Here is a 14102-nt window from a genome sequence, read left to right on the forward strand (position 1 = left end):
AGGAGTTCACAAAATGTCTGCCGTCGTTGACAAGAATGCCCTGATCGACAGCGAATTGTTCCAGTTTCTGCGCGCGCAGGTCGTCAAGCGCAGCCGCATTCCGGCAGAGAGCGTCACACCCGACGCCGCTCTCTCGGATCTGGGTCTGCAGTCGATCGACGCGGTGCTGCTCTGCGGCGAGGTCGAAAGCAAGTTCGACGTCGAAATCGACCCGATCGAGATTTTCGAACACGAGACCGTCGGCGACTTCGTGCAAACTTTGCTTGATCGCATTGGTACCTGATGGCGCTCTTCCACCTTGGCCTGTCGACATCGGGGCATGATCCTGCCCTCGCGCTGGTTTCGGAGACCGGCGAAATCCTGTTCGCCGAAGCGACCGAGCGCTTCGTGCAGGACAAGCGCGCATGGGGTGTGGTGCCCGATCATTTCAACCACCTTGCCAGTGCGCTGAAGATGGTGGGCTTCGATGTCGCCCGCGACCGCCTGCGCGTCGCGACGACATGGAGCCGCGCCAAGGCCGATCTGCCGGTGCAGATGTCGGGTGAATTGCTCGACATCGCCGATGCGAACTGGGTGCGCGAATTGCAGGCAGACATGCACCGCATGGCGGGGGCCTCGCTGATGCGGCTTGGTCTGACGACCGAGATGCCCGAGGCGCGGCGCTTCGATCACCATCTGTGCCATGCCGTCGCCGCCTGCGCCTTTGCCCCGGTCGAGGATGCCGCCTGCCTTGTCATCGATGGCGAAGGCGAGGTCGGCGCCGTCTCGCTGTTCGACCTGCGCGCGCGCAGCCTCAAGCGGCGCTGGCGCTCTTGGGGGCCGGGCAGCCTTGGCGCGCTTTATAGCGCGCTGACGCAGCTTTGCGGGTTCGACTGGCGTCAGGGCGAGGAATGGAAGGTCATGGGCCTTGCCGCGTTCGGCACCGTGCGGCCCGAACTGCGCGATGCGCTCGCGGCGATTCTGGAGGTCGATAACGGGCGCCTGCTTCTTGCCGATCACGCCACGATCACCGCAATGATCGCGCGGCTTCGGCAGGCATCGCGCGCGCCGTCGGCGCCGATCATGGACGCCGCTGATCTGGCCGCCAGCGGACAGGCCGCTTACGCGCAGCTGGTCGACCGGATGCTCGCCGATTGCACCGACAAGGATGTGGACACACTGATCCTGTCGGGCGGCTGCGCGCTTAACTCGTCCTATAACGGCACCATTGCCGGGCGCTCGGGCTTCGACCGGCTGTGTGTCCCCCCCGCCCCTGCCGATGACGGCAACGCCATCGGCGCGGCGCTGTTGAGCTACATGGAAACCGCGGGCACGACCCGCATCCCGCAGGGCGACGGATCGCCGTATCTGGGGACGCCCGTCGATGCGAACCGCGTGGGCAAGCTGCACCACGCGCAACGCAGCGCGCATGTCACCGATCTGGGCGCGGACAGTGCAGAGCGTCTTGCGGCCTGTCTGGCCGAGGGCAAGATCGTCGGTGTGATGCGCGGACGGGCCGAATTCGGCCCTCGTGCGCTTGGGAACCGCTCGATCCTTGCCGATCCGCGTCCGGCGGGGATGAAGGACCGCGTCAACGCGGCGGTGAAAGGGCGCGAGCCGTACCGCCCCTTCGCCCCGGTCATCTGCGCCGAGGACCTGCCCGACTGGTTCGAGACGCCGCAAAGCTCGCCCTACATGTCGCTCACCCTGCGCTGGCGCGCGGAACGGGCGGCGCAGGTGCCGGCGGTGGTGCATGCGGACGGCACCGGGCGGCTGCAAAGCGTCACGCCCGACAGCACGCCATGGCTGCACCGGGTGGTGCGCAGCTTCGGTGCGCAGACTGGCGTGCCGGTGATCCTGAACACCAGTTTCAACGTGATGGGCAAGCCGATCATCCACTCGGTCGAAGACGCATTGTCGGTCTTCATGACCACGGGTCTGGACGCGGTGCTCATCGAAGACACGCTGATCGAAAAAACCACGCCCGCCGCCTGAACTCTCTTTCGGCCAGCCGGCACGACCGCGCACACATACCGAGACCCCGCCATGATGACGGATCGCCCGTTTCCAATGCAACTGCCCGATGCCACACTGCCCCCGGCTCTACGGCGGCAGGAGATCTTCGCCACCCTGAGCGCGCTTGAATCACGCAAGGACTTCACCACCGCCCTGGCTTTTGCCGAGGACGCGTTGGACGCGTTCCCAAACGATCCGAAACTGATCATGCGCCGCGCGGGCATTCTTCGCCAGCTCGGACAGCTTGATGAAAGCGTGGCGCAGCTTCAGCAATTGGTGAAAGCGCGCCCCGACGATCTGTCTGCCAAGCATGAGCTTTCGGTCGCGCTGCGCTTTGCGGGGGCGCATGAACAAAGCCTCGCACAGAGCGATGAGATCCTGCAAGCTAACCCGACGCACCGCGCTGCGCTGTTTGCTCGCATCTACACCCATCTTCATGCTCAGGACTTTCCCGCCGCGATCAAGGCCGCCCGCGATCTGCGCGTCCGCCTGCCCGATGACGGCGAAGGGCTGCTCCGTCACGCGCGCGCGCTGAGGCTGGCGGGCCAGCCCGAGGCGGCCCGCGACGAGATTGACGGCGCGCTGATCGGCGGGCGGCGGCTTGAGATGACCGCCGATACCGACAGGCGGCTGCGGCTGGAACTCGCGCGGGCGCTGCTCGACGCGCAGGACATCCGCCGGTCCGACAAGGTGCTGGCCGATCTGCTGCGTGATTTCCCGGATGAGCGCGACGTGGTGATGCAGGGGCTGGCACAGGCGCGGGCTGCGCTGAACCACAATGCGGCGTTCGATCTGTGCGAGCGTGGCTTGCGTCAATGGCCAAGCGAGACACGGTTCGCGCGCGAGAAGGTCGCGGCGCTGCTTGCGATGGGCAATCTGGTCACGGCGCAAGAGGCGCTCGACACCCTGGCGTTGCCCGATGCCGACCTGCGTATCCGGCTGCTCATCGAACTGCGACGCTTCGATGAGGCGCGCGAACGGGTCCGGGCGCTGCCAGACAAACAGGCGCTCGAGCGCGACCGGTTCGAGGCAAAGATCCTGCAGGCCGAAGAACGGACCGAAGCCGCCTTCGCCCTGCTCGACAGGCGCTACAAGAAGCGACAGACGCCCGAGCTTGCGCCGCTGCTGATGGGGCTGTTGTCCAATCTGCAGCGACCCGATGAGGCACAGAGCTTTGCCGAATGCCTGCCCGCCAGCGTCAGCCAAACCCCCGCCATGATCTTCGCACGGGCCGATATCCTGCGCCTGAAGGGCGACGTCGATGCTTGGAGTGCGATGATCGTACGGGCAGCCAAGGACGGCATGCGCGTCCTTCCGGTGGTCCGGCGGCTGGTATCAACCGCCGTGCAATGGGGGATCGGAACGCCCCATTTCCATCGCATCATAGCCCGGCTTGACGGGCTTCTCGCCGACCTAGCCCCCCGCCTTCCCGACACGACCCTTACCCTGCTCAGACTGAACCGCGCCTTCGGGCTTGGCGACTGGGACACGGTGCTGGCGCTGTCCGGTCAGGCCTGCATCACGGCCCCGCGCGATCTGACACTGGCAGCGATGCGGGCCCGGGCGCTTGCCGAGACCGGCGATCTAGACGGCGCGGTCGCGGTTTGCGATCAGATACTCGCACAAGCCCCGACGATGAGCGCGGTCATCGAGTTGCGGCTGGCGCTTCATCTTGCCCAAAGGGATGCGCCGGCGGGCGCGGCGTTTCTGTCGGCCAAGCTGATGCGCGATGAACTGGCGCTGACCTTGCGGCTTGCCCAACACCTGCAATTCACCGGGCAAACCGATATCCTGCGCTCGGTCGTTGCCCGGCAGATCGCCCGCGCCGGCGATGACACGCCCCGCTGGCTTCGCTCGCTGAGCGACGTTTTCGAAGGCACCGACACCGCCGGACCGCCCGGGTTCCAGACCTATCCGGTCTACGAGCCGCTGTCGCCCGAGGACGCGGCGGCGCTGATGGATCCCGCGTCGGGCAATCTGGCAGGCTCCGATCTGTTTCTGGCCGAGGCAGCGACCCTCTGGCGGCTTCAGAACAAGCCCGAGGCGCTGCGACACAGCTGGATGCGACAGGCCCTGCGCGCGACACATGCCTCCCGCACGGTCGCGACCCGCTCGACAGCACCCGAATCGCTCGTGCCTTATCGCACGTCGGACGCTTTCAGCACGTTGAAAGAGCGCCTCGACAACCGCGAGCCCTGCCTGCTGGCCAGTACGCATTTCGGCCCGCACAACCGGCTCACGGTGGCACCTGAACTGAGCAATCTCACCTACCTGATGCAGGACGGACCGCGTCATCCCGAGCTGGAAAAGCAGTATTCCTTGATCCGGGCCGTCGAGTCCAATCCCGCAGCCCAGATCATCAAGGCCCTGCGGGCAAGACAAAGCCTGATTGCGACCCCGGACTTCCCCGCCGAGATGCGCTGGAAAGCCGAGTTCCGCTCGGATGCGACGGCCCTGCTGTTCGGGCTTCCCTGCCAGTTGATCGACACAATTCCCAAACTGGCCCATGCCATGCACTATCCGGTTTTCTGGATCCAGCAGGCCTTTCGCAACAACGAAATCGTCGTGGAGGTCCGCCGCATGTCGGACCCCGAACCCGATGAGCCGCTCGCGGCCTATCAGGAAAGGTGGGCGCAGGAATACCTCGATCTTCTGGCCGAGATCATGACGTCAGATCCGCGAAACCAGAACCTCTACGCACCGCTCACACGTTTCCTGGCCGCCCGTGGCGGCGCAGCAAACTGACCACGCCGACCTCAGGGGTCACGCGCCGTCATAGGTCCAGCGATAGCCCGGCGGCGTCGGCCCCTTGTTGCGCCCGCCCTGCTGGCGCTGTTCCCACGCATGAGCAAGGATCCCGACCGAGCGCGACAGGCCGAAGAACCCGCGTGCCAGCGGTGCCGGGCAGCCCAGTTCGGCATAGATCACCGCCGTCGCGCCATCGATATTCATTGGCACGGGCTTGCCGCGTTCCGCCGCCAGATACGCCTCGATGGCGCTGGCGATGCCTGCGAAGCGGCCCGACACGGCGCCCTGTTGCGCGGCATCCGTCACAAGCGCGAGAAGCCGGGGCGCGCGTGGATCGACGGGTTTGTGAAAGCGGTGCCCGAAGCCCGGCAGGTAGCGCCCCTTCGCCGTGCGCCATGCATCGAGCGTATCGCCCAGCGCATCGGGTCCGGCCGCGTCCACGGCTGAATAAAGCTCGACCGCCTGTTCGCCCGCGCCCCCATGCACGTCGCCCAGCATGTTGAGCCCGGTCGCCATCGCCGATTGCAGCCCGACACCGCAGGTCGCCGCCATGCGCGCGGCGGCGATCGACGGCGCCTGCGGGCCGTGATCCACTGCGGCAACAAGCGCGGCTTCGAACAGGTGCGCGCGGGGGCCGGAAATCTCTTCGCCGGTGACCATCAGCCAGATCATCGGTGCGAAACCGGTATTGCCGATCAACTCCTGCACCGGACGGCCACGCAAGGCGATGCGCCCCGGCTCCATGTCGATGATCGCGGTCCGCCACCAGTCGGAAACGTCGCTCATGTCACCCCCTCGCGCCGAAGCGTGTCGATGTCGTCGTCGGAATAGCCAAGGTCCCGCAGGATCGCGTCGCTGTCTTGCCCCAGAGCCGGCGGCGGTGCTTCGACCGAGGGCCGCAGCCCGTCGAACATCGCCCCCATGCGCACAAGGTCGATGGGCCGCCCCACCCCCGGCACATCGTCGAAATGCGCAAGGAAATCACGCCCTGCGACCTGCGGATGCGTCAGGATCTCGGGCACCGACAGGACCGCGCCGGCGGGCACGCCGATGGCATTGAGCTCGCGCGCCCAATCGCGCGCGGGACGCGTGGTCAGTACCGTCTCAAGCTCGGCGCGCAGGCGAAAGCGGTTGGCCTTGCGATCTTCGCGTGTGGCGAAATCCGCGTGCCCGATCAGATCGTCGCGGCCCAGATGCTGCGCCAGCAGAACCCATTGTTCGTCCTTGTTGGCGGCGATGTTGATCGGCGCGTCGGCGCATTGGAACGTGCCCGAGGGGGCCGAGGTGGGGTTCTCGTTCCCCTGCGGCGCGGGATCGACGCCGCCGATCAGGTGGTTCGACACCACCCAGCCCATCGTCGCCAGCACCGCCTCGAGCATGGACACGTCGATGGACGTACCGCGTTCGGGATCGTTGAGCGCCGCACAAATCGCCATCGCGGCGGTCAGGCCGCCGACCGTATCGGCCAGTGGATAGCCAACCCGCAGCGGCGCGCTGTCCGCGTCGCCCGTGACCGACATGACGCCCGAGGCCCCCTGCACGATCTGGTCATAGGCCGGGCGCCCGGCCCATGGCCCGTCCTGCCCGTAGCCCGAGATCGCGCAATAGATCAGGCGGGGATTGTGGGTCTTCAGCGTCTCGTATCCCAGACCCAGCCGGGTCATCACGCCGGGACGGAAATTCTCGACCAGCACGTCGGCCTCGGCCACGAGACGGATCAGCGCCTCTTTGCCGCGCGGGTCTTTCAGGTTCAGCGTGAGCGACCGCTTGCCCGCGTTCTGGGCAAGGAAGCTGATCCCCATGCCGCGCGCCGACAAAGCCGGGTCGGCGCCCAGATTACGCGCAAGGTCACCGCGTGCGACCGCCTCGACCTTGATCACCTCGGCGCCCATATGGGCGAGTTGGTGACAGGCGAAGGGACCGGCCAGCACATTTGTCAGATCCAGCACCCGCACCCCCGACAGGGGCGCGGGTGCGCGCGATTCAGTCGCCATCGGCGACCCCTTGGGCGCGTTTGCGCGCGCGCCGGGCCCGGTAGCTGGGCAACAGGACCAGAAGCGCCGCCAGCACCAGAAGACCCAGCGTCATCGGCCGCTCGATGATGAAATCGAGCCCCCGATAAAGCTGCATCGAGCGGGCGAAATTGTCTTCCAGCATCGTGCCCAGGATGAACCCGATCAGCAGCGGCGCCAGCGGGTAGTCGGCAAAGCGGAAGATCGTCGCCATCACCCCCAGCCCGACCAGGATCAACAGTTCTGTCGCGTTGTTCTGGCCGATATAGGCCCCCATCAGCGTGAAGAACAAAATGAAGGGGATGAGATAGTTGCGCGGAATGGCAAGGATCTTGGCGATATAGGGGATGAGCGGCAGGTTCAGCACCAGAAGCACAAGGTTGCCGATGAACATCGAGATGATGACGGCCCAGAAGATCTCGGGCGTGTCGGTCATCAGGCGCGGCCCCGGAGTCACGTTCAGCGCGATCAGCGCCCCCAGCAGGATCGCCGTCGTGCCCGAGCCGGGAATGCCCAGCGTCAGGAGCGGCACGAAAGACCCCGTACAGGCCGCGTTATTGGCGGTTTCGGGGGCCGCAAGCCCCTTGACCGAACCATGTCCGAACTCGGCCTGTTCCTCGCCTTTGGCGATGTTTCGCTCGACCGCGTAGCCGAGGAATGAGGCAATGGTCGCCCCCGCCCCCGGCAGCACGCCGATGAAGAAGCCCTGCACCGACTGTCGGGCGATCACCGGGGCGATGGCGCGCCCTTCTTCGCGCGAGAAGCGCAGATTGGTGATCTTGTTGGTTTCACCCTCGGCGCTGGCGCCGCGCAGCGGGTTCAGCACGAGAAACAGCGCCTCGGGCAGCGCGAACATCGCCATGGCCAGCGTGATGAACGAGATGCCCGATTGCAGATCCATCATTCCCAGTGTGAAGCGCGGCATGTTGAACAATGCGCCTTCGCCCACGGTAGCAAGGATCAGGCCCAGCAGCGTCATCATCAGCGCCTTGGCCACCTGCCCGGTGCCCGCGAAGGCAGCGATGGCGCTGAGCCCCACCACCATCAGCGCGAAGTACTCGGCCGAATGGAACAGCAGCGCCACGGTGCTGAGCGCAGGCGCGAAGATCATCAGCAGGACCGCCCCCACGGTGCCGCCCGCGAAGCTGGCGACAGCGGCGATGGTCAGCGCCTTGCCCGCCTGCCCCTTGCGGGCCATCGGGTAGCCGTCGAAGCTGGTGGCGACGGTGCCCGCGACCCCCGGCGCGTTCAGCAGGATGGACGAGGTCGAGCCGCCGAAGATCGCGCCGTAATAAACGCCGGCGAGAAGGATCAGCGCCGCCGCCGGATCCCCCAGCGAGATCGCCACCGGGATCATGATGGCAATGATCGACATCGGGCCGAGACCCGGCAGCATGCCGATGAAGGTGCCGATCAGGCAGCCTCCGATCACCATCAGCAGATTTTGCAACGAGAACGCGGCCGAAAGGCCGATCATGATGCCTTCAAGCATGGCTCAGGTCCCCATGAAATACGGAAGCGGCCGCAGGAAGATGCCCAGCACCTCCTGCACCAGATACCAGACAAGCCCGGTCGCCAGCATCGCTACGGGAAGCATGATGTGCCATTTGCGCTCGCCCAGAATGGCGCTGCCCGCGACCAGAAAAACGGTTGTGGCCAGCAGGAAACCGGCGGTGCGCAGCGACAGCGCATAAAGCACCATCAGCGCCAGAAGCATCAGCGCCTGACCGATCTTGTATTCGCGCAACCGCGACAGGTTGATGTCGGTGGCCGCCGGACCCTTGCCCGCTTCGGGCTTTTCCAGCCCCAGCAGCACGACCAGCCCGGTCAGTGCGCCCAGAACCGACAGCACCTTGGGAAAGGTGGATGGCCAGACCGGATTGCGCTGCATGAAGGGCGGCAGAAGCTGGTCCATCGTGAAGAAGGCCAGATACCCGTAAGCACAGCAGAATGTAACGAAGATAAGCGCGATCCAGCGATCCAGCGCCATGACAGCCCCTCCTGTCCGGTAATGGGTCATGCGGCGCGGCGGGACAGGCCCCCCGCGCCATGGTTCAGTGCGACGCGTTTACAGGAAGCCCATCGTGCGCATCAGGTCGCCGATTTCCTGCTCCTGCGCTTCGAGGAAGGTGCTGAACTCGTCCCCCGGATGGAAGATGTTCACCCAGCCATTGCGCGAACGGACCACTTCCCAGGCGTCGGTGTCGTACATGGCCTCGAAGGCCGCGATGTACTGCGCGACGCGCTCGTCCGAGGTGCCCGGAGCGGCGAAGAAACCGCGCCAGTTGACGAAGGTCGTGTCGATGCCCTGCTCGATGAAGGTGCGGGCGCTGTCATAGGCCGGGACGCGCTCTTCAGCGGTCACGCCAAGGATGCGGACCTCGTCCTGCTCGGCCAACGCGATGGCTTCCGAGAAGCCCGTCGACAGCGCGTCGATCTCGCCCGAAAGCAAACCCGCCATCGCCTCGCCACCCGCGTCATAGGGGATGTAATTGACCGCGATCGGGTCCTCGCCCGCCGCCTGCATCACCATCGCCGCAACCAGATGGTCCATGCCGCCCGGCACCGAGCCGCCACCGATGGCGAAATCGTCGCCCTGATCGTGATACACCGACAGCAGGCCCGCCATGTCCTGAATGGGCGAATCCGCCGGCACGACGATGGCGGCGTAATCGCCGATGGTGCCAGCAACCAGCGTCAGGTCGCGAAAGCTCTGCGGGAAGACCCCGGTCAGCGAGCGGATGATGATCGGCGTCGAATTGACCATCAGCGTGTTGTCGAGGCTCTCGGCATTCTCGATCATGTAGCCGATCGCCACGCCCCCGCCGCCGCCCGACATGTTCTCGTAGCTGGCCGACCCGACCAGACCGGATTCGGTCAGCGCCTCGCCCGTGCCGCGCGCGGTTCCGTCCCAGCCGCCGCCGGCGCCGCCGGGAACCACGAAATGCAGGCTTTCGAGAATCTGGTGATCGTCGGCCTTGGCCATACCGGACACGGCCAGCGTTGCCGCAGCAGCGGCCATCACGACCCGGCGGGTCATGTACATGTTCATCTGGAATCCTCCCATTTGACAGGCTGCTCCTCGCCGCCCATGCTCAGACACCATGCACATGAAGCTGACACGGGCCTGACACAGGCGTGATTCTCGGCAAAGGAGGTCGGGTGCGTTATCTTCTGGTCGAGGACAATCACGAGCTGGCCGAGGCCGTGATCAACCGGTTGGGCCTTGACGGACACGCGGTCGACCATGCCGGAACCCTTACCGAGGCCGAGGACTGGCTCGCCGCGACGGGCTACGATCTGATCTTGCTCGACGTGATGCTGCCCGATGGCGACGGGCGCGATTTTCTGGCCCGCAGCCGCGCACGGATCGAAACCCCGGTCATCATGCTGACCGCGCGCAGTCAAGTTTCCGACCGCGTGGGCGCGCTGGATCAGGGGGCCGATGACTACATCACCAAGCCCTTCGATTTCGAGGAACTCGAAGCCCGTTGTCGCGCCGTCCTGCGCCGCCGGGGCGGATCCGCGCGCAACGAGATCACGCTGGGCGAGGCCGTGTTCGACCCGATGGCGGGCACGCTGCGCCACGGCGATGTCAGCGTCGAGCTGCGCAACCGCGAGATCCGCCTGCTCGAGATCTTCGCCCGCCATACCGGGCAGATCCTGTCGAAGGGTCAGCTCATGGACCGCCTGTTCTCGTTCGACGCTGATGTCACCGAGAACGCGATCGAGGTCTATGTCGGCCGCCTGCGCCGCCGCATCGAGGGCATGGGCGTGCGGATCGAGACGGTCCGCGGGCTCGGCTACCGGATGGAAACCTGACATGTGGCGCACGGCCTCGATCTGGCAGCGGCTGACGCTGCTGCTGGCCGGTGTCGCGGCGCTGCTGTCGCTTCTGTCATGGGGCATGGTCAGCGCGCTGGCGCGCGAGGCAGCCGAACGCACGCAGGACAACGTGCTGGCCGCCTCGGCCACAATCATCGCCGAAACCCTGCGCAGCGAACAGGGCGAGGTGCGGCTGGAACTGCCCTACTCTGCCTTCTCGATGCTGGGCGCGATCAGCGAGGACCGGGTGTTTTACCGCGTCACCGCCGATGACCGGCTGCTGACCGGCTATACCGACCTTCCCGTGCCGCGTCCGCCCGCCAGCGGCAACAGCCGCGTCGGCTTCGAGACCGCAGAGTTCCGCGGCGAGGCGGTGCGCATGGCCAGCGTGACCCGGCAGATCCTTGCGGGCAGCGCGCCGGTCGCCGTGACCGTCACCGTGGCGCAGACCCGCGCGGGTGTCTCGGCCATCGCCAGCGCCCTGTCGCGCACGGCGGCGATGCTGTCGGTGGCGTTCTTCGTGGTGGCCGTGGGTTTGTCCGCCTTTGCCGCGCGCGCCTCGCTGCGGCCGCTCAACGAGATCGCCGCCGCCGTCGCCCGGCGCGGCCCGTCCGACCTGCGCCCGCTGCGCCGCAATGCCCCCGCCGAACTGGCGCCGCTTCTGACATCACTCAACCGGCTGATGGAGCGGCTGGGCCTGTCGATCCGCCGCTCGGAGGATTTCATCGCCGAAGCCGCCCACCGCGTGCGCACGCCTCTGGCCACCGTGCGCGCGCAGGCCGAGGTCGCGCTGCGATCGGTCGAGGATGAAGACACCAAGCAGCGCCTGCGCCGGATGATCCGCGCGGTCGACGAAAGTTCGCGTTCGGCCGGGCAGCTGCTGGACCACGCGACCGTCGCCTACCGCGCCGACGATCTGGCCCGCAGCCGTATCGACCTGGCCGCGCTGGCCGCCCGCACCGCCGAGGCGCTGTCGCCCACCGCCGCGCTGCGCGACATCACGCTCCGGCTCGATACAAGGCCAGCCGAGGTGACCGCGGATGCGGTACTTCTGGACAATGCCCTGCGCAACGTGCTCGACAATGCGATCAAGTATTCGCCCGAAGATACCTGCGTGACGCTTGCCATCCGCCACGATTCCACCTTCGCACGCATCACCGTCACCGATGAAGGCCCCGGTCTGGGCAATGCTGCCGACGGCGATCTGACCGAGCGGTTCCGCCGGGGCGCCAATGCCGAGGGAATCGTCGGTTCGGGGCTGGGGCTGACGATTGCACGCGATGTGCTGGTCGCGCATGGCGGGCGGCTGGAACTGGGCGCCGGGCCCGATGGGAGGGGTGCATGCGTATCGCTTGTCTTGCCGTTGTCCTGAGCCTGTGGGCGGTCGTCGCGCCCGCCTACGAGCTTGAGGATCACAGCCGCATCGATGGGACCGGCCCCCGCGTTCTGCGCATCCTGTCCACCGCCGATCTTGATGTCTTCGCGCCCTATCTCGACGCGTTCCATCAGGCCTATCCGCAGATCACGCTGGATTACGCGGTCGCTTCGTCCTCGGAACTGCATCGCGCGATCCGCGAAGACGCGTCCTTCGATCTGGTGATCTCATCGGCGATGGACCTGCAATTCCAGCTGGTCAATGACGGCTATGCGCGCAGTCACGAGTCGGTCCTGGCCGATGCTTTGCCGGTCTGGGCCCGCTGGCGCGACCAGATCTTCGCCTTCACCACCGAACCCGCCGTCGTGGTGATCTCGACCGAGCGTTTCGCGGGCCTCAGCATTCCCGCGACGCGGCAGGAACTGACGGCGATCCTGCGCGATCATCCCGAGCGGTTTCAGGGCGCGGTCGGCACCTATGACGTGCGCGAAAGCGGACTGGGCTATCTGTTCGCGACGCAGGAATCGCGCGCAACCGATGCCTATTGGCGGCTGTCCGAGGTGATGGGACGGCTGGCGCCCCGACTTTATTGCTGCTCGAGCGCGATGATCGACGATGTGCTCTCGGGGCGTCTGGCGCTGGCTTACAACGTGCTGGGAAGCTACGCGGCGGACCGGTTGGCGCGGGGGTCAGGGGGGCGGCTGCAGATCTTGCGGATGACCGATTTCTCAAATGTCATCCTGCGCACCGCTTTCATCACGCGCAGCGCCGAAGAGCCGGAAGCGGCGGGATGGTTTCTGGACCTGCTTCTGAGTATCGGCCTGCGCGACACGCCGGGGCCGTGGCCGCTGCCCCCGGTCGGCGACGGGTCCGAGGATCTGGGCAGCGTCTTCGGCCCGATCCGGCTGGGCCCTGCGCTGATGGTTTATCTGGACCCGCTGAACCGTCAGGCCTTCCTGAGCGAATGGCTCGACGCCATCGAACAGCACTGAGTCATTCTGATATTCGCGCACTATCGAAATTTGGTCCGGAGAATGTTTGGCGCTAGGCTTTTGCCGCGCGAAGCTCCTGCGCCAGCACGGCAACCAAGTCCGCCGCCGGAAGCGACCGCGCCAGCGGCGCGCCCTGCCCGGCCCAATACGCCCCGAACCCGGTCTCGCCCCGCGCCTTGGCCGCCGCGTGCAGCGCTTTCCCGGCGTCATAGGCAATCGGATAGGCGGGCGGCTGTCCCGCAAATCCCCTGCCCGTGGCCTGCGTGAACCGATTGGCCAGCGCGCGCGCCGGGCGACCGGAAATCACCGAGGTCAGACAGGTATGATGGCCCGCTGCGCTGCGCAGGGCTTGCCGGTGGGCGGGTTCTGCGCTCGTCTCCGGGCAGTCGATGAAAGCGGTCCCAAGCTGGGCCGCCACCGCGCCCAGATCCAGCGCCGCTGCAATGCCCGCCCCGTCCATGATCCCCCCGGCGGCGATGACCGGCAGCCCCGCGCGCGCCACCAGAAGCCGGGTCAGTGCGAAGGTCCCAAGCTGCGGATCCGTTTGCGTGTCATCGAAGAGGCCGCGATGCCCGCCCGCCTCGATCCCCTGCGCGACGATACCGTCGATCCCGGCAGCCTTGATGCGCCGGGTTTCGTCGAGATTGGTCGCGGTCGCCAACAGCGTGATCCCGGCATCCTGCAAAGCGGCAATCGCGTCCGCCCCGGGCAGACCGAAGTGAAAGCTCACCACCGCAGGCCGCATCTCGATCAGCAAAGCCAGCAGGGCGGGATTGTCGTTGAAGCTTTGGTAGATAACGCGCAGCTCTGCCGGAGGCTCGGCACCGAATTCAGCGAAAAGCGGGCGCATCGCGGAAAGCCATGCGCGCTCGCCCTCGGGGTCGGGTGTCGGGGACGCATGGGTGAAGACGTTGACGTTGAAGGGCCGGTCCGTCGCCTGTTTGGTCTCGGCGATCATGCGGCGCGCGCCGGCAAGGTCGCTCGCCCCGATACCGATCGCCCCCAGCCCGCCTGCGTTCGACACAGCAGCAGCCAGTTGCGGGGTCGAGACGCCCGCCATCGGGGCTTGCAGGATCGGATGAATGAGGCCGAGCTTGTCCAGCATGAGACGTCCTTTCCGGGCGCAGCGCGCACATAATCATTCCCTTTATGGGA

Annotated in this window: 12 protein-coding genes; 6 read left to right on the forward strand and 6 right to left on the reverse strand. The window is 66.5% G+C overall.

Annotation, left to right across the window (positions count from 1 at the left end; translation table 11 throughout):
• Positions 1 to 13: 13 nt before the first annotated feature.
• From JI664_RS17155 to JI664_RS17165, 3 genes are all read left to right on the forward strand, one after another.
• Positions 14 to 283, forward strand: coding sequence for an acyl carrier protein (locus JI664_RS17155; RefSeq protein ID WP_207014994.1), 270 nt, complete (start codon positions 14 to 16; stop codon positions 281 to 283).
• A gap of 362 nt (positions 284 to 645) precedes the next feature.
• Positions 646 to 1974, forward strand: coding sequence for a carbamoyltransferase family protein (locus tag JI664_RS17160; RefSeq protein ID WP_414707744.1), 1329 nt, complete (start codon positions 646 to 648; stop codon positions 1972 to 1974).
• Between the two features lie 51 nt (positions 1975 to 2025).
• Positions 2026 to 4740 carry a tetratricopeptide repeat protein gene (locus tag JI664_RS17165; RefSeq protein WP_207014996.1) on the forward strand — a complete coding sequence of 905 codons (2715 nt, stop codon included), beginning with the start codon at positions 2026 to 2028 and terminating at the stop codon, positions 4738 to 4740.
• Positions 4741 to 4758: 18 nt separating this feature from the next.
• Here JI664_RS17165 and JI664_RS17170 read toward each other — a convergent pair whose 3' ends face one another.
• From JI664_RS17170 to JI664_RS17190, 5 genes are all read right to left on the reverse strand, one after another.
• Positions 4759 to 5529, reverse strand: a complete 771-nt coding sequence (locus tag JI664_RS17170) for a citryl-CoA lyase (RefSeq protein ID WP_207014997.1) — start codon at positions 5527 to 5529, stop codon at positions 4759 to 4761.
• The gene (locus JI664_RS17175; protein ID WP_207014998.1) at positions 5526 to 6737 is read right to left on the reverse strand and encodes a CaiB/BaiF CoA transferase family protein; all 1212 of its coding nucleotides are present in this window, start codon (positions 6735 to 6737) and stop codon (positions 5526 to 5528) included. The genes JI664_RS17170 and JI664_RS17175 overlap by 4 nt, the downstream gene beginning before the upstream one ends.
• Positions 6727 to 8247 (reverse strand): tripartite tricarboxylate transporter permease, encoded by a 1521-nt coding sequence (locus JI664_RS17180; RefSeq protein WP_207014999.1) that lies wholly within the window; start codon positions 8245 to 8247, stop codon positions 6727 to 6729. Before JI664_RS17180 ends, JI664_RS17175 begins: the two co-directional genes overlap by 11 nt.
• Positions 8248 to 8250: 3 nt before the next feature.
• Positions 8251 to 8745 (reverse strand): tripartite tricarboxylate transporter TctB family protein, encoded by a 495-nt coding sequence (locus JI664_RS17185; RefSeq protein WP_207015000.1) that lies wholly within the window; start codon positions 8743 to 8745, stop codon positions 8251 to 8253.
• A gap of 78 nt (positions 8746 to 8823) precedes the next feature.
• A complete protein-coding gene (locus JI664_RS17190) occupies positions 8824 to 9807 on the reverse strand; it encodes a tripartite tricarboxylate transporter substrate binding protein (RefSeq protein WP_207015001.1) in 984 nt (327 codons plus the stop codon).
• 110 nt (positions 9808 to 9917) lie between these two features.
• On the opposite strand from JI664_RS17190, the gene JI664_RS17195 reads away from it, so the two are divergent.
• From JI664_RS17195 to JI664_RS17205, 3 genes are read left to right on the forward strand one after another with little or no spacing between them, the layout of a single operon-like run.
• Positions 9918 to 10577, forward strand: coding sequence for a response regulator transcription factor (locus JI664_RS17195; protein ID WP_207015002.1), 660 nt, complete (start codon positions 9918 to 9920; stop codon positions 10575 to 10577).
• 1 nt (position 10578) lies between these two features.
• Positions 10579 to 11952 carry a sensor histidine kinase gene (locus JI664_RS17200; RefSeq protein WP_207015003.1) on the forward strand — a complete coding sequence of 458 codons (1374 nt, stop codon included), beginning with the start codon at positions 10579 to 10581 and terminating at the stop codon, positions 11950 to 11952.
• Complete coding sequence (locus JI664_RS17205; RefSeq protein WP_286174151.1) at positions 11922 to 12947, forward strand: ABC transporter substrate-binding protein; 1026 nt, start codon at positions 11922 to 11924, stop codon at positions 12945 to 12947. Before JI664_RS17200 ends, JI664_RS17205 begins: the two co-directional genes overlap by 31 nt.
• A 52-nt stretch (positions 12948 to 12999) precedes the next feature.
• Here JI664_RS17205 and JI664_RS17210 read toward each other — a convergent pair whose 3' ends face one another.
• Complete coding sequence (locus JI664_RS17210) at positions 13000 to 14052, reverse strand: NAD(P)H-dependent flavin oxidoreductase (RefSeq protein WP_207015004.1); 1053 nt, start codon at positions 14050 to 14052, stop codon at positions 13000 to 13002.
• Positions 14053 to 14102 lie beyond the last annotated feature (50 nt).

Source organism: Rhodobacter sp. NTK016B (genome assembly GCF_017303295.1).
Lineage (GTDB): Bacteria > Pseudomonadota > Alphaproteobacteria > Rhodobacterales > Rhodobacteraceae > Pararhodobacter.

Coding starts and splice junctions, on each gene's coding strand:
- JI664_RS17155 (WP_207014994.1), top strand. CDS start 14: ATGTCTGCCGTCGTTGACAAGAATGCCCTGATCGACAGCGAATTGTTC.
- JI664_RS17160 (WP_414707744.1), top strand. CDS start 646: ATGCCCGAGGCGCGGCGCTTCGATCACCATCTGTGCCATGCCGTCGCC.
- JI664_RS17165 (WP_207014996.1), top strand. CDS start 2,026: ATGATGACGGATCGCCCGTTTCCAATGCAACTGCCCGATGCCACACTG.
- JI664_RS17170 (WP_207014997.1), bottom strand. CDS start 5,529: ATGAGCGACGTTTCCGACTGGTGGCGGACCGCGATCATCGACATGGAG.
- JI664_RS17175 (WP_207014998.1), bottom strand. CDS start 6,737: ATGGCGACTGAATCGCGCGCACCCGCGCCCCTGTCGGGGGTGCGGGTG.
- JI664_RS17180 (WP_207014999.1), bottom strand. CDS start 8,247: ATGCTTGAAGGCATCATGATCGGCCTTTCGGCCGCGTTCTCGTTGCAA.
- JI664_RS17185 (WP_207015000.1), bottom strand. CDS start 8,745: ATGGCGCTGGATCGCTGGATCGCGCTTATCTTCGTTACATTCTGCTGT.
- JI664_RS17190 (WP_207015001.1), bottom strand. CDS start 9,807: ATGAACATGTACATGACCCGCCGGGTCGTGATGGCCGCTGCTGCGGCA.
- JI664_RS17200 (WP_207015003.1), top strand. CDS start 10,579: ATGTGGCGCACGGCCTCGATCTGGCAGCGGCTGACGCTGCTGCTGGCC.
- JI664_RS17205 (WP_286174151.1), top strand. CDS start 11,922: ATGCGTATCGCTTGTCTTGCCGTTGTCCTGAGCCTGTGGGCGGTCGTC.
- JI664_RS17210 (WP_207015004.1), bottom strand. CDS start 14,052: ATGCTGGACAAGCTCGGCCTCATTCATCCGATCCTGCAAGCCCCGATG.